Consider the following 18,805-nt stretch of genomic DNA (forward strand, 5'->3'; position numbering starts at 1 on the left):
CATGAACGAACGGTGTTCGTTCACTGCAACCGAATCGGCGCTCCCCAGAAATACAGCCGCAGAGTGGGACGCCCGCCTCGAATCGAGGCGTCGGCGGGCGGCACCCCTTCCCTTCCCGCTCTACCTCTGGAGGATTGCCATGCACGTCGGCCTCGGCCTGCCCATTTCCGATCCCGCCGCGCTGCTCGACTGGGCTCGGCGCGCCGATGCGGGCCCGTTCCGCACCCTCGGCCTGCTCGACCGGCTGGTCTACGACAACCCCGAACCGTTGATCGCGCTGGCCACGCTCGCCGGTGCGACCAGCCGCCTCAGGGTGCAGACCGAAGTGCTGCTCGCGCCGCTGCGCGACCCGGTGCTGCTCGCCAAACAGGCCGCCACCCTGGACCGGATGTCCGGTGGACGCCTGGTGCTCGGCCTCGGCATCGGCGGCCGCGCCGACGACCACCACGCCTCGGGCACCGAGCTGCGCACCCGCGGCCGCCGCCTCGACGAGCAGCTCGCGCTCATGCGCCGCCTGTGGGCGGGCGAGCCGTACGATGCGGAGTGCGGGCCCATCGGCCCCGCGCCGCTGCGCGCGGAAGGGCCCGAGATCCTGTTCGGCGGCTTCCAGCCCGCCGCGCTCGACCGGGTCGGGCGGTGGGGCGGCGGGTTCCTCGCCGCTGTGCCATCCTCCTGGGCGGGCAGACTCTTCGATACCGCGCGCCGTTCCTGGACCGACCATGGCCGAGCGGGGGAGCCGCGGATCGTCGCCCAGGTCAACCTCGCCCTCGGCCCTGAGCACGTGATCGAGGACGCCCGCGCGTCGATGGGCGCCTACTACGCGTTCAGCGATTACACCGAGGGCATCCTCGCCGGAATGCTCACCACGCCCGCGCAGATCCGCACCACCATCGCCGAATTCGGCGACCTCGGCGCGGACGAGGTGATGTTCTACTGCTACGGGCGCGACGCCGACCAGGTCGATCGGCTCGCCGACGCGCTGCCCTGAGCGGAGTTGTCCACGGGTCGGGCGGTCTCGAGAGGTCGGCGGAACCGCCTGATCGCAGGACAGGCGCGGGGATGCGGGAATCGTAGGACTGCTCGCGTTCGCCGCGCCGTCCTCGACCTGCCCCTGCCCCCCGCAATGCTCGTCCCGGCGTGCCCGGCGTGCCCGGCGTGCCCGGCGTGCCCGGCGTGCCCGGCGTGCCCGGCGTGCCCGGCGTGCCCGGCGTGCCCGGTGCGATCCGCTGCGGCGTAACACGTGCCACTGCGGGTCCCGTGTGCTTGCCCGATCCACTGCTGGACCACCCTCCCGCCGCCGCTGAGTCATCGGCTACCGGCCTGTCTGCGAGTTCCAGCGATGGGTGACGGTAGGGCTCGCCGTCGGGTAATGCGCCCAGCGCGTTGTCCGCCCGGCCGTGCGCGCGGCGAACTCAGTGGCTACGGCTTGTGGCGGGATTTCGGCGAGGCGCGAGGATCAGTGCTCGGCAGACAGACCGGGGCTGAGGATGCGCGCATCCGGCGCGGACGTCCGCTGGTTTCTCGCGTGCCGTGGCGGACGTCCGCGCCTGGCGGATGCGGTGGCTGCGGCTTGTTGGGGGTATAGCGGGTGCGGCGGTCAGTGTCTGCTCGACGGATCGGCACTGAGGATGCGCGCACCCGGCACCGGTCCGCTGGCTGTCCGCACACTGCGGCAAACGCCCGCGCCCGCGAGTTCGGCGGCCACCGAGATCGCCGATTCCTCGCTCTCGCACAGGAACGCGCAGGTGGGTCCGGAGCCGGACACCAGCCCGGCCAGCGCACCCGCGGTGACGCCCGCGCGCAACGTGCGGCGCAGTTCCGGTTTCAGCGACACCGCGGCCGCCTGGAGATCGTTGCCGAGCAGGGGCGCGAGCTGCCGTGGGTCGCCGGAGGCCAGCGCTTGCATCAACTCTTGCGGCTCGCCGAGCCGGGGCGGTTCGCCGTGCTCGCGCAATCGGTCCAGCTCGGCGAACACCGCGGGGGTGGACAGGCCGCCCTTGGCGAAGGCGAGCACCCAGTGAAAGGTATTGCGGGACAGTACCGGCAGCAGGCGCTCGCCGCGGCCGGTGCCCAGCGCGGTGCCGCCGTGCAGGGCGAACGGCACGTCGCTGCCGAGTTCGGCCGCCACCGCCCCCAGTTCCTCCCTGGACAACCCCAGGTCCCACAATTCGTTCAGGCCGACCAGCGCGGCGGCGGCGTCGGCGCTGCCGCCGGCCATGCCCCCGGCCACCGGAATGCCTTTCGCGATGGCGATTTCCACCAGGGGAGCGCGGCCGCCGAGGTGCGCGAGCCGGACGGCCGCCTTCCAGACCAGGTTCGTCCGGTCGGTGGGTACTTCCGCGGCGCCCTCTCCGGTGACCCGGACGGTCAGTGAACCCGACGGCGAGATCTCCAGATCGTCGCTCAGGGACAGTGCTTGGAACACCGTGGTCAGGTCGTGGTAGCCGTCGGCACGCAGGTCGCCCACTCCGAGATGGAGGTTCACCTTCGACGGCGCCCGCACGGTGACGGGACTAGGCACAACTGACAGCACGGTGCTCAAGCCTAATGGGAGCGGCCGGGCGACGCCGGTCCGTAGCTCGCGCGGAGGCGGGCAGCCGAACGCCGAGCCTTCCGGTGCGTCAGAGCAGCGCGCCGCCGGTGGCATCGATCCACTGGCCGGTCACCCACCGCGCGTCGTCGGAGGCGAGGAACCCGACCACATCGGCCACGTCGGCGGCCTGGCCCACCCGCTGGAGCGGGGACATCGCCGCCACCGCCGCCTGGGTCTCGGCGTCGCGCAGCCAGTGGGCGTTCATGTCGGTGTCGATGATGCCCGGCGCCACCGCGTTCACGGTGATGCCGCGTGCGCCGACCTCCTTGGCGAGCACGCTGGTGAAGCTGTCGATCGCGGCCTTGGTCATGGTGTAGGCGATCAGTTGCGGCATGTGCGCGCCGTGCGTGAGCCCGGTGGAGATGTTGACGATCCGGCCGCCCGTGCGCAGCCGGTCCAGCCCGAGGCGGGTGATGAAGAAGGGCGCCTTGGCGTTGATCGCGAAGACCCGGTCGAACGCCGCCTCGTCGGTTCCGGCGATGGGTTCCCGGATGCCGTCGGTCCCCGCGTTGTTCACCAGGATGTCCAGCCCGTCGGCGTGCGCGTCGAACGCCGTCCACAGCGCCTGCGCGTCACCCGGCACGCCCAGTTCGGCCCGGATGGCGAACGCCGCGCCGCCCGCCGCCTCGATCGCGGCCACGGTCGCCTTCGCCGCCTGCTCGTCGGCGTGGTAGTGGACCGCCACACGTGCGCCGTCGCGCCCGAGTCGTTCGGCTATCGCCCGGCCGATACCCCGGCTGCTTCCGGTCACCAGTGCTGTCTTGCCGGTCAGTGCGCCCATTGTGGAATCCTTTTCTCTAGTGCTCGCTACAGAAAGCAAGGTAGCACATTATCTAGTGGCCGCTATAGAATTCTCGGCATGAGCACGACGACCCGTGGACGGCCGCGCTCCTTCGACCGGGACGCGGCGCTGGAGAAGGCCATGCGGCTGTTCTGGACGCGCGGGTACGAGGCCACCTCGATCGGCGACCTGACCGCGGCCATGGGGATCGGCGCGCCGAGCCTGTACGCGGCGTTCGGTGACAAGAAGACGTTGTTCACCGAAGTCGTCGCGACCTTCGGCGCGCGCTACGGCGGATTCGTCGCGCGGGCACTCGCCGAGGAGGACACCGCGCGGGCGGCGGTCCGGCGCATCCTGCGCGAGGCGGCGACGGAGTACACCCGGCCGGACTGCCCGCACGGGTGCCTGGTGGTCAGTGCCGGCGTCAACACCACCAGCGCCGAGGTAGCCGAACTCCTCCGCGACATGCGCAACCGGAACATCGACACGTTCGCCGCGCGCATCCAGGCCGACATCGACGCGGGCCTGCTACCCGATCACTTGGACGCGCGCACGCTGGCCCGCTACGTCGGCACGGTGATGCAAGGCATGTCCCAGGCAGCGCGCGACGGCGCGAGCCGGGCCGAACTCGATGGGGTGGCCGAACTCGCGCTGCGCGGCTGGGGGGACTAGTGGCCGGAGGCGCGTCCGTCCTGCACCACCACCGGCAGGCAGGTGCGCACGAAGTCCGCGCCGAAATCGGTGAGCACCACGCTGCGGTAGATCACCTTGGTGCCGAAGCCGGAGCGCTTCAGCATCTCTCGCACCGGCGACTGCGCCTCCAGCAGTTGGTACCGGTTGGGGTTGCCGACCGGCTCACGCGCGTGCTCGATCAGACCCAGCCTGCGCAGGTTGGTCAAGTACTGCTGGATCCGGTTCGGAAAGCGCAATCCGGCGTGCTCGCCGATCAGCGTGAGCATCGAACCGAGGCGCTCGGAACCGAGCGCGCGCGGGCGCCCGGTACGGATGTCGATGGAGGGCTGCGGCCCATCCAGATGCAGGAAACGCAGGATGCGCGCCTCGTCCGGGGTGAGTTCGGCGAGCATGCCCGCGAAGGCCGGGTGGTTGTCGTCCTCGCCGTGCGGGCTGGCCGACAACCGCAGCAGCGCGGCGCCCTGCTCACGCAGCGTGGGCACGGCCTCCTGCGCGGGCGGCTGCGCGGCGGCCGGGAGACCGAGTGCTTTGCGCATCGCGTCGCGGACCTCGGATTCCGCCTCGGCCAATACTTCTCGCGGCGGCGCTCCCTCGATGCTGCGCCGCACCACGGTGGAGGTGACGCCGACCGCGGTGCCGACGCCCCATGACGTCACCCCGGTGACGGCGGTCCACGCGACCCGCGCGACGCCCGTCGCGGCACGCACGGTGGCCACGGGAACCGTTACTCGTCTGGACAACTCGTGGGGCTGGGTGAGTTCCGATGCCGGCCGCCGGGCGATCTCTTGCGAGGGCTCGGCGTTCGCCGCCGTCGCGTCGAGGTGCTCGACGGCCTCGATATCGCCGTCGTCCGGACCCGCTACAGCCATGATGTCGCCACTCCCGTTCCGAAGATCAGGATATGAGCGTATCCGGCGAACAGCCCCAGCACGCCGCCATGGACGAAAAGAAGCCATTCGTCTTGTTTGATGGCCGCGCGGAGCATGTCGACGAAGTCCGGCGGCGACAACATCGCCATCTGCCTGGCGATGTACTCGTTGATCTGCCTGCCCTGGCGGACGTTGAACTCCGGGTCGGCGAACGCGATCGGCGCGATGGCCATGGCTTCGCTGGTGAACGTCGATTGCAGCGAGTCGTATTCGCGGCTGCCGAGCACGAACTTGACCGCGGGACGCGCCGGGCCGAGCGCGCGGTCGGCGGCCGGGCGCAGCGTGTCCTCCAGCATCTGCATGGTGCGATCCGAGCGGGGGCCGTTGAGCAACTCGTCACCGATATTCGCCACGGTGATCACCTGGCTGGAAACCAATTCCGCGTATCCGTCGGTGATTTCGGACTTGCGTTTGATCAGCAGGCCCTGCCGCCACGGAACCCACCACTTCGGATATGCGGGCGCGAAGATCATATTGATGCCGATCCAGTTGACTACCCATCCGATGATCACGCCGCCGATCGGCAGCACGACCAGGCTGGACCAGCCGGTCACATGCAGGACGACGACCAGTAGCACGCCCATCGGCGCGCCGAAGTAGAAACCGAAGTTCTGCATGAATCGCAGTTCCTTCGCGCCGAGCACTTGGAACAGGGTGTTGAGCAGATGCGGCCGGGCCTGGAAGTAGCGGATCACCATCTGCTTCACATCCAGCAGCTGATCGATATTCGCGCCCAATTCCTCGGTCAGCTCGCGCAGGATCTCCGGCAACTGCTGGCGCACCCGCGCGTGCACCATGTCGCGTACCTGGGCGGGCAGGTTGTACCAGAGTTGCGGATGCTCGCGGCGCAGGATGTCCTCGACGATGTCCTTGATCTGCGCGTCGGCGATGCCGGCGAGGTGCTCGGCCAGCTTGTCCGGCTCGAGTTCCCGGTAGAAGTCGGCCACGCTGCCGAGTTTGGCCAGGCCCTTGTCGACCGCGATGCTGGCCATCTTGTCCGCACGCGAGGGGACGATGCCCTGCCAGCCGAAGCGGCCGTCGTAACTGAGCAACGGGAGGACTTGAATTCGCTTGGGAAGGAAGGGGTACAGCGCGCGCAGGCCGGGAACTCGGACGCCGTGGAAGGCGACCGGCTTGAACAGCATGAGCACGCCGGTCCAGTTGGTGATGTAGCCGATCACCCCGGTGAAAAGCGGTATCGTCACGAGCTCGAGGAGGATCGTGGGGTGGATTCCGAATACGCTCTCTAACACGACACCCTCCTGCCGATACACCGGTGATCGCCGCCTCACCGGCACCCAAAACTAGCACCCCCTCGGCGAAGAAACCCTATTGCGCGCCGCGTGCCGGTCGCACTGTCCGAGTCAGGCGGTGCGAATGACCCGCGACACAAGGGGAAGTAATCTGTGGAGCGGATTCGTTCCCCCGGCGATATCGGAGAAAACGTGGCAGACGACAGGACCGGACAGGACGTGGCCCGGCCAGGTTCCCGCGCCGTCGAGCGCAGTTCGGATGTCGAACAGCGGCAGATCAGCAACGAGGCACGGCTGATCCGCGGCGTGTTCCGGGCGGCAGGCGTGGCCGCGGGCACCGTTGTGCGCGGAGGCCAATGGGCGGTCGGCACGACCTACGAGGTCACCAGGGAGATCACCCAGGCGGCGCTGGACGGGGAGTCCTCGGCCGAGATCGCCGAGCGGACCGGAAACGCGTTGCGCTCCATCGCTCGCAGCGCGCTCGGCGTCACCGAGGGCTCGGTCCGGGAAATCGTCAGCTACGTCCCCACGTCCAACGGGCCCACGTCGTCGCAGCAGGCGCTGACCGTCGGCCCCTACCTGCGCTCGGCGAGCACCGAGGAGCTGCGCCGCCGCGGCGACGCGCTGCTGGCCAGATCCGCCGACGTCTATTTCACCGAGGACGTGCACCCCGCCTACGACCGCATCCTCGACGAGCTGGCGCCCGACGAGGCGCGCATCCTGCGCTTCATGGCGCTCAACGGACCGCAGCCGTCGGTCGACGTGCGCACCAACCGTCCGCTGGGGATCGGCTCGGAGCTGGTGCAGGGCGATCTGACCTCGGTGCCCGAGCAGGCCGGCGTGCGCTATCCGGATCGCGCGCGGTCCTACCTGATCAACCTCAACCGCCTCGGGCTCACGCTGACCTCGGACGATCCGGTGGTGCTGAGCCGGTACATGGTGCTCGAGGTGCAGCCGGTGGTGGAGGCGGCGCTGAAGAAGGCGGGCCGGGCGCCGAAGATCGTCCGCAAGAGTCTTCGGCTGACCGAGTTCGGTGAGGACTTCTGCCGCACCTGCTTCACGATCGGCAGCTGACGCCGCGGAGTTGATCTTCGTCGGAAGATTCGCCGCACCGTGATAGCAATCTGATACATCTCTCCCAATCCGGCACTCGGGATGGGATTGTTGAGAGTATGGATCAGCGAAACGGCGGGCAGGGGCGCGGCGACCCCGGTGTGGGCATCGCTGGGCAAGCGCGTAACGAATGGGACACGGGCTCCGCTGGGCAGGGGCGCGACGACCCGGGCTTTCCCCCGGACGAGCGCGGCGGCGTCGACCTCGATCCGGGCGGATCGGAGCAGGACGAGCGAGAGGGTGACATCGACCCGGTCGGCCCCGAACGCAGCCGCAGTCAGCGGGCGACCGGCGCGGGTGAGCGGGATCCGGACGACCCGCGCGCCGAGGAGCGACTGCGCTTCGACGCGGGACCGATCGACTTCGGGCAGGTGCGCGACGATCCGCGGCCGCGCGGCCGCGGCGAGGAGCCCGACCTGGACGACGTCGCGGCGATCTCCCGGCTGAAGTACCGGTACCTGCGCACCCTCGACACCAAATCATGGGATGAATTTGCCGACACCATGATCCCCGAGGCCACCGCGACCTACAGCGAATACCTCCAGTTCGAATCGCGCGAGGCGTTCATCGCGTTCATGCGCAATACGCTCGGGCCGCACGTGATCACCGAGCATCGCTGTGACCATCCGGAGATCGATGTCGACGGCGACGCCGCCACCGGCACCTGGTACCTCGCCGACACGGTCCTCATCCCCGGCCACAACATGCTGCTGCGTGGCGCGGCCTTCTACACCGACCGCTACGTCCGCTGCGACGACCGGCGCTGGCGGATCTCGCACACCGGTTACGAACGCACCTACGAGGTGGTGCTCTCCCTCAGCGATCTGCCCAGCCTCCGCTTGACCTCCAGCCGCTGGGGCCTGATCGCGCGCGAAGACGGGATCGCCGCCATTCAACGCGACCCCGGCACCGCGCCGCTGCGGCCGGACGCCGAGGCCGGCTGACTCAGTCGGCGGTGGCCACCAGGGGCTCCAAGGTGAGCGCCGGGTGCTCCTTCTCGATGTATTGCAGTCGCCACTTGTCGCTGAACAGCGCCAGCAGCGCACCGTCTGAGCGGGTGAAGACCTCCACCCCGCGCTGCCGCCCGAGGTCCTCTGCCGACGCGGCGTCGGTGCGCCGGGCCAGCGTATAGCCGAGGTGCTCCATCGTGGTCTCCACGTTGAACTCCGTGAGCATGCGCGCGGTCACCACTTCGAACTGCATCGGGCCGACGGCCGCCAGAACCGGCGAGGCGTCGCCGCGGATGTCGTTGCGCAGCACCTGCACGACGCCCTCGGAGTCGAGCTGATCCACCGCCTTGCGGAACTGCTTGTACTTGCCCGCGGAGCGGGCCCGCAGCACGGCGAAATGTTCCGGCGCGAACGACGGGATCGGCGGAAACTCGACCTTCTTGTCGACGAACAGCGTGTGCCCCGGAGCCAGCGCCGTCGCGTTCACCAGGCCAACCACGTCACCGGGGTAGGCGGTGTCGACGGTGGCGCGTTCACGGCCGAACACGGTGAGGGCGTATTTGGTGGCGAACGGCCGCCCGGTCTGCGCGTGGGTGACCACCATGCCGCGTTCGAACTCGCCCGACACGATCCGCATGAACGCGAGGCGGTCGCGGTGGGCGGCGTCCATGCCCGCCTGCACCTTGAACACCACCGCGCTGAACGGATCGCCGGTCTCGCGCGGCTTGCCCTCGATGTCGGGCCGCGGCCCGGGGGCGGGCGCGAGCGCAACCAGGGTCTCCAGCAACTGCCGCACGCCGAAGTTCAGCATCGCGGAGGCGTAGATGACCGGCGAGGTCTGCCCGGCCAGGAACAGCTCCTGATCGTGGTCCTGGCCCGTGGCCGAGAGCAACTCGCTCTCCTCCGCGGCCGTGGTCCACGGCTCGCCTTCGCGCGCCTCGGCGGCCTCGGGGGCGAGCGACTCCTCGGGCGCGATGGTCGCGCCGCCCGCGGTGCGGGTGAAGTGGATGTATTCGAGCGCCGCGCCGTCCGGGCCGCGGCGCAGCAGACCGCGGAAGTCTCCCGCGATGCCGACCGGGAGGAACAGCGGAGTGGGAGTGAGGCCGATCCGCTCGTGGATCTCGTCGAGCAGTTCCAGGGGCGCCCGGCCCGGCCGGTCCCACTTGTTGATCACGGTGATCACCGGGATGCCCCGGTGACGGCAGACCTGGAACAACTTCAGTGTCTGCGGCTCCAAGCCCTTGGCCGCGTCGATCAGCATTACGGCGGCGTCGACGGCGGTGAGCACCCGGTAGGTGTCCTCGGAGAAATCGGAGTGCCCGGGGGTGTCGACCAGGTTGATGACGCTGTCCACGTCCGAGCCCGCGGCCCGGTAGTTGAACTGCAGCGCGGTCGAACTGACCGAGATGCCGCGCGCCTTCTCCATCTCCATCCAGTCCGAGACGGTGGACTTGCGCCCGGCCTTGCCGTGGATCGCGCCCGCCTCGGAGATCATCCTCGCGTGCAGGGCCAGCGCCTCGGTGAGCGTGGACTTGCCCGCGTCGGGATGGGAGATCACCGCGAACGTGCGCCGGCGGGCTACCTCGGCGGGCAACCCGCGGGATGCGGGCGCGACAACACCCTCAGGGGAGGCGCTCAACGCAAGACAACCTTTCGCAGACGACCGATCGGCAACCACGCCAGCGTACGCGACACGCGCGAGCGCCGGCCGAACCGCCGGTGACCACCCGATTCAAAGACGGCCCCGGCGCTGGGGTATGGTGTTCGGGTTGTCTCGGCGAGGGTGTCCGCAGACCAGTTTTGCGACACCGTGATCGACGCGGCGCGGCTTCCGGCCGTCCCTGTTCGGTCTTCGCCCCGACGAATAGACCCTCCCGTCAGGTGTGCGCAACCCCTGACGTGTAACTGACAGCCCGGAAGAGCCGTAGGAGTAGATCCAGTCATGTCCGACGTCAACCTTCTCGAAGCATCCGTACGCACCGAGTTCGGCAAGGGCGCTGCCCGCCGCACCCGGCGTGCGGGCAACGTCCCGGCCGTGCTGTACGGCCACCAGGCCGACCCGCAGCATCTCTCGGTGAACGCCCAGGCCTTCGCCGCCATCCTGCGTGAGCACGGCACCAACGCGGTGCTGAACCTGGTCATCGACGGCAAGAAGCAGCTCGCGCTGACCAAGTCCGTCGTGGTGCACCCGATCCGCCGCTACATCGAGCACGCCGACCTGCTGATCATCAAGCGCGGCGAGAAGGTCACCGCCGACGTGAACGTCACCGTCACCGGCGACGCCGCTCCCGGCACCCTGGTCACCCAGGAGGCCACCACCGTCTCCGTCGAGGCCGACGCGCTGAAGCTGCCCGAGGCCATCGAGGTCTCCGTCGAGGGCGTCGAGGCGGGCACCCAGATCACCGCGGGCGCGCTGCAGCTGCCCGAGGGCGTCGATCTGGCCGCCGACGCGGAGACTCTGATCGTCAACGTGATCGCCGCCCCGGCCGCCGAGCCCGTCGAGGGTGAGGGCGCTGCCGAGGCCGAGGGCGAGAGCGCTGAGTAGTACCGAATCGTCCGCCGGGCCCGCGCTGGTGGTGGGACTGGGCAACCCCGGTCCCGAATACGAGCGCACCCGGCACAATGTCGGTTTCCTGGTCGCCGACGTGCTCGCGGAGCGCGTCGGCGGCCGTTTCGGTGTGCACAAGAAATCCGGCGCCGACCTGCTGCAGGCGCGCCTGGACGGGCGTCAGGTGCTGATCGCCAAGCCGCGGTCGTTCATGAACCTGTCCGGGCGGCCGGTGGCCGCGCTGGCGAAATTCTTCTCCGTGCCGCCGACCGAGGTGATCGTCGTGCACGACGAACTCGACCTGCCGTTCGGCGCGATCCGGCTCAAGCGCGGCGGCGGCGAGGGCGGGCACAACGGTCTTCGCTCCGTGTCCTCCGCCCTGACCACCAAGGACTACCTGCGCACCCGGATCGGCATCGGCCGCCCGCCGGGCCGCCAGGATCCGGCCGACTACGTGCTGAAGCCGTTCTCGGCGCCGGAGCGCAAAGAGGTCCCGGTGATCGTCGAGCAGGCCGCCGACGCGGTGGAACTGCTGCTGCGCGTGGGATTGGAGACCGCGCAGAACCAATTGCACTGAGCGCCTTCGTCCAGGCCACGACGCCCCGGGCGGTCAGCCGCGGGGCAGATGCATCGCGGTCGCGGCCCTGCGCAGCTTGCCGGAGGAGGTCTTCGGCAGTGCCCCGGGGCCGAGCACGGTGACGGTGCGCGGCCGGGCGCCGACCTCTGCGAATACCGCGTGCACGATCTCGCGCTCGATCCGTTTGACCTCGTCGGGGTCCTGGTGGCTGCCGCTCTCCACCACCACGGCGAAACTCTCCCGCTGATGACCCGCGTCCAGGCGCACCGCCACCGCGTTGCCGGGCCGGACGCCGCGCACCCTCGTCGCCGCGCGTTCGATGTCGGTGGGGTAGATATTGCGGCCGCCCATGATGATCACGTCTTTGATCCGGCCGCACACCACGATCAGCCCCTCGTCGGTGAAGTAGCCGATGTCGCCGGTGTCCAGCCAGCCCTCGGCGTCCTGGGCCGGTTGGAATCCGTGCACCGTCACATAGCCGGAAGTGACCGCGGGACCGCGCAATTCGATCACGCCCACGGAGCGTGCGGGCAGCGGTTGACGCTCGCTGTCGACGATCCGGCCCTCCAGTTGGTCGACCAGATAGCCGAGTGTGGGCAACCTGCGGATGTGGGCGGGCTGGCCGTGCTCTACCGGCACGGGCACCGCTTTGCCGATCGCCTCGAGCAGATCGGCATCGATCACGTCGACCACCTGTCCGTGCCCGGGATCGGGAACCGACACGGCCAGCGTGGTCTCGGCCATGCCGTAGACCGGAGTGAGGGCCATCGGATTGAGCCCGAACCGTTTGCCCGCCTCGGCCAAGGCGTCCATGGTGTCCGGATCCACCGGTTCGGCGCCGTTCCACATGTAGCGGACGCTGCTGAGGTCGAACGCGCCGTCGTCGGCCTGCCGCAGCCGCCGGGCCAATAGGGAATAGGCGAAATTCGGTGCCGCGGTGACGGTCCCGCGGTACTTGCTGATCAGCTCGGCCCACAGCAGCGGCCTGGTGAGGAAGTCCAGCGGCGTCACGCACACCACTTCCGCGCCGAATTGCATGGGGACGCTGAGGAACCCGACCATGCCCATGTCGTGGAACAGGGGCAGCCAGCTGACCATCACGTCGTCGTCGAGCTGGAATTTCACCCGGTTGAACATGGCGTAGGCGTTGACGTAGAAGTTCTCGTGCGTGATCCGCACCGCCTTGGGCGAGCCGGTCGAACCGGAGGTCAACTGCTGCAAGGCGATATCGCTCTCGACGGTGGGTACCGGATCGACGTCGGGACCGTCGGGCAGTTGGTCGATGCGCACCACGGTGATGCCGCGTTCGCGCAGCAGCGGTTCGGCCGCCTCGAACGGCGCGCCCAGCACGACCGCGCGCGCTTCGATCATGGTCAGCACGGTCTCGGTGTCCCGCGCCCACACCACCAGATCGGTACGCGGAGTCGGCTGGTGCAGCATGGTGATCGACCCGCCGCGCATCCAGACGGCCTGGCAGGCCGGGGCGATGTCGGCGGGCATGCCCGCGAGCACGCCCACCGCGTCGCCGTGTCCGATGCCCGCTTCGGCCAGCCCGCCCGCCATGCGCCGGGCGATCCGGTGGATTTCGGCCCAGGTGCGGCGCAGCGGGGCGCCCGGCTCGCCGGTCACCAGTCCGCGTTCGGAGGTCTGTGCGGTTGCGTACATCTCGTCGGTGAACCTGCTCAAAGTCCCAACTCCTCTTCACCAACCGTTGCCGGGATCCGGCCTCCCCCAACTATCACGCCATAGTGGCTCAGCGTTAACCCCATTTCCAGGGGCGCAGGTCAGCGGCGTGAAATCACGCCAGGAAAGGTCGCGGCGTAGCGGTCGACGTAGCACCGGCCCGATCGTGCGGCGAGTTCGCGCATGAGCTCGTCGGTCGCGGCGCGCACCGTCTGGCGTTGCTCGGCGGGTGGGTAGCGGCGCGGCGCGGCGAACTCGATGCGCACTTTGGCGAAGCGCAGCAGGCGGCTGCCGCGCGGATTCACCCGGTCGGTGCCGGAGAGCGTCACCGGAATCACCGGCGCGCCCGTGGCCATGGCGACCCGCACTGCACCGGTGCGCCCGCGATAGATCCGCCCGTCCGGTGAACGGGTGCCTTCGGGATGGATGGCCCAGACCCCGCCGTCCGCCAGGATGCGGGTGGCCGCGGCCAACGCCGCGGCGGCTGCGTCCCCGCCGGTCCGATCGACGGGGACCTGTCCGGATACCGAGTAGAACCAGCGGTTGAACCGTCCGCGCACGCCTTTCCCGGTGAAGTACTCCTGTTTCGCGAGAAACGTGACGCGCCGGGGCACGACCAGCGCGAGATACAGCGAATCGATCATGGCGAGGTGATTGGCCGCGATGACCACCGGCCCGGTCCGCGGAATGTGCTCCAGCCCCGCGACGTCGGGTCTGCCGAGCAGCCGCAGCAGTGGGCCGAGCAAGACGTATTTGAACAGTGCGTACCACATGAAGACCTCCGGGAGCCAAGTGTGTAGACACTGTCTACCCGATCTTGTAGACACTGTCTACGGCCGGGTGTGCCCGCGCGGCCGGGGGCAGGCGTAGACAATGTCCACATGGCCGGGAGCGAGTCGTTGCGGGATCGACTGGTCGACGTGGGCGTCGACCTGCTCGAAGAGGTGGGGGCCGCGCATCTGGGTCTGCGCACGATCACCCGGGCGGCGGGCGTCTCCCACGGCGCGCCGCGGCGATACTTCCCGACGCACCGCGCACTGCTCGCCGCCATCGCGGCGCGCGGGTTCGCCGACCTGGAAGACCGGTTCGCGGCGGTGCAGGCCGACTCGGCGCGCGACCGTCTCGCGCGGATGAGCGCCGAATATCTCGAATTCGCCGCGCGGCGTCCGGAGATGTTCACCCTGATGTTCCGGCACGACCTTCTGGAAGGTTCCGGCGAGAATCTGCGGTCGGTCAGCCTGCCGCTGTTCGCGCGGTTCGCCGAGTTGGTCGGCGCGGCGGCGGCCTCGGACGCGATCGACCGGCGCGACCGGGCTGTCGCCCTGTGGACCAACCTGCACGGTATCGCCACGGCACAGGCCAATCGCAGCCTGCGCCTGGTCGGGCCGGGCGCCGACGCGGCGGCTCTGGTGGCCAGGGCGCTCACAGTGCACCTGGCCTGACTGTTCCGAGGCGTTGCCCGGGCGGTTCAGGCTCGCAGGGCTGCCACCGCTGCGACGAAACGATCGAGTTCGTCGAAACCGACGAAGCAGTGCGGCGAGGCGCGCACGACGGAGGCGAGGCCGCGGCCGGTCATGTCCAGCAGGGTCGAACCGGCGTGGCTGACCGTCACCGTGATGTCCTGCGCCAGCAGCCGGTCGCGCACCGTGCCGGAGTCGACGCCGTCGACGGTGAACGACACGATGCCGCTGTGCCGGATGCCGAGGTCGCGCACGGTCACGCCGGGGATCTCCGGCAGCGCCTTGCGCAGGTGCTCCGCGCGGGCCGCGATCGCGGCGTAGACGTTCTCCGGCCCGAGTTCCAGCAGATATCGCACGGCCGCGCCCAGGCCGAGCCGGGCCGCGACGTCGCACTCCCAGAACTCGAAGCGGCTTGCGCCGGGCGCGAGCCGGTAGTCCTGCGGTCCGGTCCACTCCGCGCTGTGCAGATCGAGCCGTCCGGGTTCCATCGAGCGTGCCAACTCCGGCCGCAGGTAGAGAAAACCGGTGCCGCGCGGGCCACGCAGCCATTTGCGACCGGTGGCCGACAAAGCGTCGACGCCGAGTTCTGCGACGTCCAAGGGCAACTGTCCGGCGGACTGGCAGGCGTCGAGCAGCACCAGCGCGCCGACCGAGTGCGCGATCCTGGTCGCCTCGGCGGCCGGGTTCACCAGCCCGCCGTTGGTCGGCGCGTGCAGCACCGAGACCAGCTTGACCCGTTCGTCCACCAGCGCCGCCAGTGCGTCGAGGTCGATCTGCCCGCTGCCGTCGCTGGGAATCTTCTCCACCGTGGCACCGGTGGCGCGGGCCCGCTGCAGGGCGGCGATGGCATTGCTGGCGTAGTCCGCCTCGCAGACGAGGATGCGGTCGCCCGCGGCGAGCGGGACCGAATAGAAGAAGTCCGCCCAGGAACGCGTGGCGCTGTCGCTGAGCGCGATGCTCTCGGGTTCGGCGTTGATCAGCGCGCCGATCGCGGTCTTGACGTCGGCGAGGTCGTCGAGCCGCTCGTTCGCGGCGCGATAGCCACCGACCTCCGCCTCCCGCCGCAGATGCCCGATCACGGTCTCGGTGACGACCCGCGGCGGCAGCGATGACCCTGCGCTGTCGAGGAAGACGGGGCCGGGGCCGGGCCCGTCCACGCATCCGGGAGTGTCGGTTCGTACGCGGTCGTCGTCCAGCATGGAGCCGACCTTATCGGGTGGATTGTTCGGCTGCGTGTCGATTTCTTGTCGGTCCGCGTGGCTACGCTGGATGGATCGCCGCACGCGAATTCCGGCGGGGGAGTGGAATACCATCGCGCAGAATGGCGATAACCGAAGAGCAGCGGACTACGTCCCGGAGCCCACTGGAGGTTGGCATGGCGGTCACGCTCGAGAGTCCTGAGTCGGCCGGTTGTGCCACCGAGCAGGGAGAACTGTCCTCCCGCGCGGCGGCGGAGGCATACATCGGCGGGGTGTGCTTCAAACTCGGACCACCCACGCTGATCGGCGCCGAACTCGAATGGCTCACGGTGCAGGGTGAGTGTTCGGCGGCCGGTCCTTCCGCGGCTCCGCGCCCCCAGCTGTCCGCCTTGGCGGACGCTCTCGGACCGTACGCACCACGGTCCATCGCCCCTGATTCGCCGGCACTCGCACTGCCGGGGGGCAGCCGGGTCACTCTCGAACCCGGTGGTCAGATCGAACTCTCCAGCGCTCCCTACGGCGCTGCCGCGCAATTGTGTGATCACCTGCGCGACGATGCCCGCCTGTTGCGGGAACTTCTCGAATCCCGGTCCATCCGCACCGTTTCCGTCGCCGCGGACGCGGACCGTCGTCCCAAACGCTTGCTCCGGCTCCCGCGCTATCGCGCGATGGAACGCTCCTTCGGCGGCATCGGTCCGTTCGGCAAGCTGATGATGTGCAATACCGCGGCCACCCAGGTCAGCGTCGACGCGGGCGCCGACCGCGCGGAGGTCACCGCGCGCTGGACCGCCCTGTACGCCGTCGGCCCGCCGCTGTTGGCCGCCTTCGCCTGTTCACCCGTCCTGCGCGGCGCGCCGCCCGGCGGGTGGGCGTCCCAGCGGATGCGGGCCTGGCTGCGGCTGGACAACGCGCGCACCCGCCCGCCGGTGCTGGACTGGGCGGACCCGATCGCCGCGTACGGCAGATGGGCGCTGGACGTGCCGCTGCTGTGCGTACGCCGACCGGACGGGTCCGCCGAAGACGGCGACGGCGCGGGATGGTCCGCGCCGCCCGGCGCGACCTTCGCCGATTGGCTGTCCGGCGCGCTGGACGACGAGGTCGGCCGCCGCCCCCGGATCGGCGACCTCGACTATCACCTGACCACGCTGTTCCCGCCGGTGCGCGCCTCGGGCCACCTGGAGGTGCGCTACATCGACGCCCAGCCGGGTGACGGGTGGACCGTCCCGGTGCACGTGATCGCCGCACTCGTGTCCAGCCCGTCGGTGGTCGCGGAGGCGACTTCGATCGCCGCGCCCCTGGCCGCCCGCTGGGTCGATGCCGCCCGCTACGGATTGGCCGATCCGGACATCCGAGCCGGCGCGGTCGCCCTGCTACGCCTGGCCGCCGAGCACACCGCGACCGATGACGCGGCGCGTGCCGTGGAATCCGCCGCCGAACGATGTCGCCACGGCCGCACCCCGACCGAGGACGACATCGAGCACGGCCTCGACCCGGAGCCTCCGGAGGCCGCCCCGTGACCAGCAACCAGCCGCACTTTCCCGACGGCGCCCAGGTCGACCGGACCGGCGTGCGCCGAATCGCCGCCAGTCGCCGCCGCGCCGACGCCGCTCAGCCCTGATCTCGGAGACGTTTCCCGTGACCACTTCCCATCCCGCCTTCACCGACCACTCCGGCGCCGAGCAGCTCCGCGACCGGATCGCCGAGGTGCTCACGCGCGCCCGGCAGCGCACCCACACCCTCACCGACTGCGTCGACGAGGCAGAACTGGTGGCCCAGCATTCGCGACTGATGAGTCCGCTGGTCTGGGACCTCGCGCACATCGGCAACCAGGAGGAACTCTGGCTCGTACGCGACGTCGGCGGACGCCACCCGGTGCGCTCCGACATCGACGAGCTCTACGACGCCTTCAAACACGCCCGCGCCAACCGGCCCGGCCTGCCGCTGCTCGATCCCGGCCAAGCCCGCGCTTACGTCGGCACCGTGCGCGACAAGGTCTGGGATGTGCTCGAGCGCAGCGAGCTACGAGGTCGTCCTCTGGTCGACGACGGGTTCGCCTTCGGCATGATCGCCCAGCACGAGCAGCAGCACGACGAGACGATGCTGGCCACTCACCAGTTGCGCACCGGCGCGGCCGTGCTCTCCGCGGTGGCCGTACCGGCCGCGACGGCGACGGTGACCGGGGAAGTCGTCATCCCCGCGGGCGAGTTCACCATGGGCACCTCCAGCGACGCGTGGGCGCTGGACAACGAACGTCCTGCCCACCGGGTCCGGGTGCCGGGTTTCGCGATCGATGCGGCGCCGGTGACCAACGAGCAGTACCTGGCCTTCGTGGACGACGGCGGCTACGAGCGGCCCGAGCTCTGGTCCGAACGCGGCTGGGCGCATCGCGTCGAGGCGGATTTGATCGCGCCGCAGTTCTGGGAGCGTGACCCGTCCGGGCGCTGGTGGCGACGGGTGTTCGGGGTGATGACGCCGCTGCGTCCGCACCAGCCGGTCGTGCACGTGTGCTGGTTCGAGGCCGAGGCCTACGCCAACTGGGCGGGTAAGCGCCTGCCCACCGAAGCGGAATGGGAGAAGGCGGCGAGGTTCGATCCGGCCACCGGCGCCTCGCGCCGTTTCCCCTGGGGCGACGCCGATCCCGACGCTTCGACCGCGAACCTCGGGCAGCGCCATCTGGAACCCGCCGAGGTCGGCGCGTATCCGGCCGGCGCGTCACCCGCGGGCGTGCACCAACTGATCGGCGACGTATGGGAATGGACCGCTTCGGGTTTCGAGCCGTATCCGGGATTCCGCGCGTTTCCTTATCGGGAGTATTCCGAGGTGTTCTTCGGCGGCGACTACCGCGTGCTGCGCGGCGGTTCCTTCGGCACCGATCCGGTGGCCTGCCGCGGCACCTTCCGCAACTGGGACCACCCCGTCCGCCGCCAGATCTTCGCCGGGTTCCGCCTGGCGCGGGATCTGCGCCCGGGAGAAGGGGAGTGAGCCACGCCCGTCCGTCCGGACGGCAGTGTGCTCGCGGTCAGGCG

17 protein-coding genes are annotated in these 18,805 nt (G+C 69.9%); 9 read left to right on the forward strand and 8 right to left on the reverse strand.

Going from position 1 to position 18,805, the window contains the following annotated elements; genetic code table 11:
* The first annotated feature begins 139 nt into the window (after positions 1-139).
* The gene (locus ACWEKR_RS06415) at positions 140-988 is read left to right on the forward strand and encodes an LLM class flavin-dependent oxidoreductase (protein WP_452353609.1); all 849 of its coding nucleotides are present in this window, start codon (positions 140-142) and stop codon (positions 986-988) included.
* Between the two features lie 609 nt (positions 989-1,597).
* Here ACWEKR_RS06415 and ACWEKR_RS06420 read toward each other — a convergent pair.
* Both ACWEKR_RS06420 and ACWEKR_RS06425 read right to left on the reverse strand, forming a co-directional pair.
* Positions 1,598-2,533: a 4-(cytidine 5'-diphospho)-2-C-methyl-D-erythritol kinase gene (locus tag ACWEKR_RS06420; protein WP_195086049.1), complete on the reverse strand. Its 936-nt coding sequence runs from the start codon at positions 2,531-2,533 to the stop codon at positions 1,598-1,600.
* Positions 2,534-2,621: 88 nt separating this feature from the next.
* Positions 2,622-3,374, reverse strand: coding sequence for an SDR family oxidoreductase (locus ACWEKR_RS06425; protein WP_452353610.1), 753 nt, complete (start codon positions 3,372-3,374; stop codon positions 2,622-2,624).
* Positions 3,375-3,452: 78 nt separating this feature from the next.
* On the opposite strand from ACWEKR_RS06425, the gene ACWEKR_RS06430 reads away from it, so the two are divergent.
* Positions 3,453-4,046, forward strand: a complete 594-nt coding sequence (locus ACWEKR_RS06430; protein ID WP_452353611.1) for a TetR/AcrR family transcriptional regulator — start codon at positions 3,453-3,455, stop codon at positions 4,044-4,046.
* On the opposite strand, the gene ACWEKR_RS06435 is transcribed toward ACWEKR_RS06430, so the two are convergent.
* Positions 4,043-4,936 (reverse strand): Abi-alpha family protein, encoded by an 894-nt coding sequence (locus ACWEKR_RS06435; protein WP_452353612.1) that lies wholly within the window; start codon positions 4,934-4,936, stop codon positions 4,043-4,045. The genes ACWEKR_RS06430 and ACWEKR_RS06435 overlap by 4 nt on opposite strands.
* Positions 4,927-6,249, reverse strand: coding sequence for a hypothetical protein (locus ACWEKR_RS06440; RefSeq protein WP_195086045.1), 1,323 nt, complete (start codon positions 6,247-6,249; stop codon positions 4,927-4,929). Before ACWEKR_RS06440 ends, ACWEKR_RS06435 begins: the two co-directional genes overlap by 10 nt.
* 192 nt (positions 6,250-6,441) lie before the next feature.
* Between ACWEKR_RS06440 and ACWEKR_RS06445 the strand changes: the two genes are divergently transcribed.
* On the forward strand, positions 6,442-7,323 hold the full coding sequence (locus ACWEKR_RS06445; RefSeq protein ID WP_324198188.1) for an Abi-alpha family protein: 882 nt from the start codon (positions 6,442-6,444) through the stop codon (positions 7,321-7,323).
* A gap of 455 nt (positions 7,324-7,778) precedes the next feature.
* On the forward strand, positions 7,779-8,306 hold the full coding sequence (locus ACWEKR_RS06450; protein WP_195086113.1) for a nuclear transport factor 2 family protein: 528 nt from the start codon (positions 7,779-7,781) through the stop codon (positions 8,304-8,306).
* A 1-nt stretch (position 8,307) separates the two neighbouring features.
* On the opposite strand, the gene ACWEKR_RS06455 is transcribed toward ACWEKR_RS06450, so the two are convergent.
* Entirely contained in the window at positions 8,308-9,951 is a 1,644-nt protein-coding gene (locus ACWEKR_RS06455) for a peptide chain release factor 3 (RefSeq protein ID WP_452353613.1), read from the reverse strand.
* Between the two features lie 303 nt (positions 9,952-10,254).
* On the opposite strand from ACWEKR_RS06455, the gene ACWEKR_RS06460 reads away from it, so the two are divergent.
* Entirely contained in the window at positions 10,255-10,857 is a 603-nt protein-coding gene (locus ACWEKR_RS06460) for a 50S ribosomal protein L25/general stress protein Ctc (RefSeq protein WP_195086043.1), read from the forward strand.
* A 28-nt stretch (positions 10,858-10,885) separates the two neighbouring features.
* A complete protein-coding gene (pth, locus tag ACWEKR_RS06465) occupies positions 10,886-11,437 on the forward strand; it encodes an aminoacyl-tRNA hydrolase (RefSeq protein WP_324198187.1) in 552 nt (183 codons plus the stop codon).
* A gap of 33 nt (positions 11,438-11,470) precedes the next feature.
* Here pth and ACWEKR_RS06470 read toward each other — a convergent pair whose 3' ends face one another.
* Both ACWEKR_RS06470 and ACWEKR_RS06475 read right to left on the reverse strand, forming a co-directional pair.
* A complete protein-coding gene (locus ACWEKR_RS06470) occupies positions 11,471-13,123 on the reverse strand; it encodes a fatty acyl-AMP ligase (protein ID WP_452353614.1) in 1,653 nt (550 codons plus the stop codon).
* 98 nt (positions 13,124-13,221) lie between these two features.
* The gene (locus ACWEKR_RS06475) at positions 13,222-13,893 is read right to left on the reverse strand and encodes a lysophospholipid acyltransferase family protein (protein ID WP_452353615.1); all 672 of its coding nucleotides are present in this window, start codon (positions 13,891-13,893) and stop codon (positions 13,222-13,224) included.
* Between the two features lie 108 nt (positions 13,894-14,001).
* Here ACWEKR_RS06475 and ACWEKR_RS06480 point away from each other — a divergent pair, with 108 nt between their 5' ends.
* Positions 14,002-14,562: a TetR/AcrR family transcriptional regulator gene (locus ACWEKR_RS06480; RefSeq protein WP_452353616.1), complete on the forward strand. Its 561-nt coding sequence runs from the start codon at positions 14,002-14,004 to the stop codon at positions 14,560-14,562.
* Positions 14,563-14,588: 26 nt separating this feature from the next.
* Here the strand turns inward: ACWEKR_RS06480 and ACWEKR_RS06485 are convergent, their stop codons facing one another.
* Positions 14,589-15,779, reverse strand: a complete 1,191-nt coding sequence (locus ACWEKR_RS06485) for an aminotransferase class V-fold PLP-dependent enzyme (protein ID WP_452353617.1) — start codon at positions 15,777-15,779, stop codon at positions 14,589-14,591.
* Positions 15,780-15,955: 176 nt separating this feature from the next.
* On the opposite strand from ACWEKR_RS06485, the gene egtA reads away from it, so the two are divergent.
* Both egtA and egtB read left to right on the forward strand, forming a co-directional pair.
* A complete protein-coding gene (egtA, locus tag ACWEKR_RS06490) occupies positions 15,956-17,296 on the forward strand; it encodes an ergothioneine biosynthesis glutamate--cysteine ligase EgtA (RefSeq protein ID WP_452353618.1) in 1,341 nt (446 codons plus the stop codon).
* A 118-nt stretch (positions 17,297-17,414) separates the two neighbouring features.
* A complete protein-coding gene (egtB, locus tag ACWEKR_RS06495; protein ID WP_452353619.1) occupies positions 17,415-18,761 on the forward strand; it encodes an ergothioneine biosynthesis protein EgtB in 1,347 nt (448 codons plus the stop codon).
* The last annotated feature ends 44 nt before the right edge of the window (positions 18,762-18,805 follow it).

Source organism: Nocardia sp. NPDC004573, from assembly GCF_053602135.1.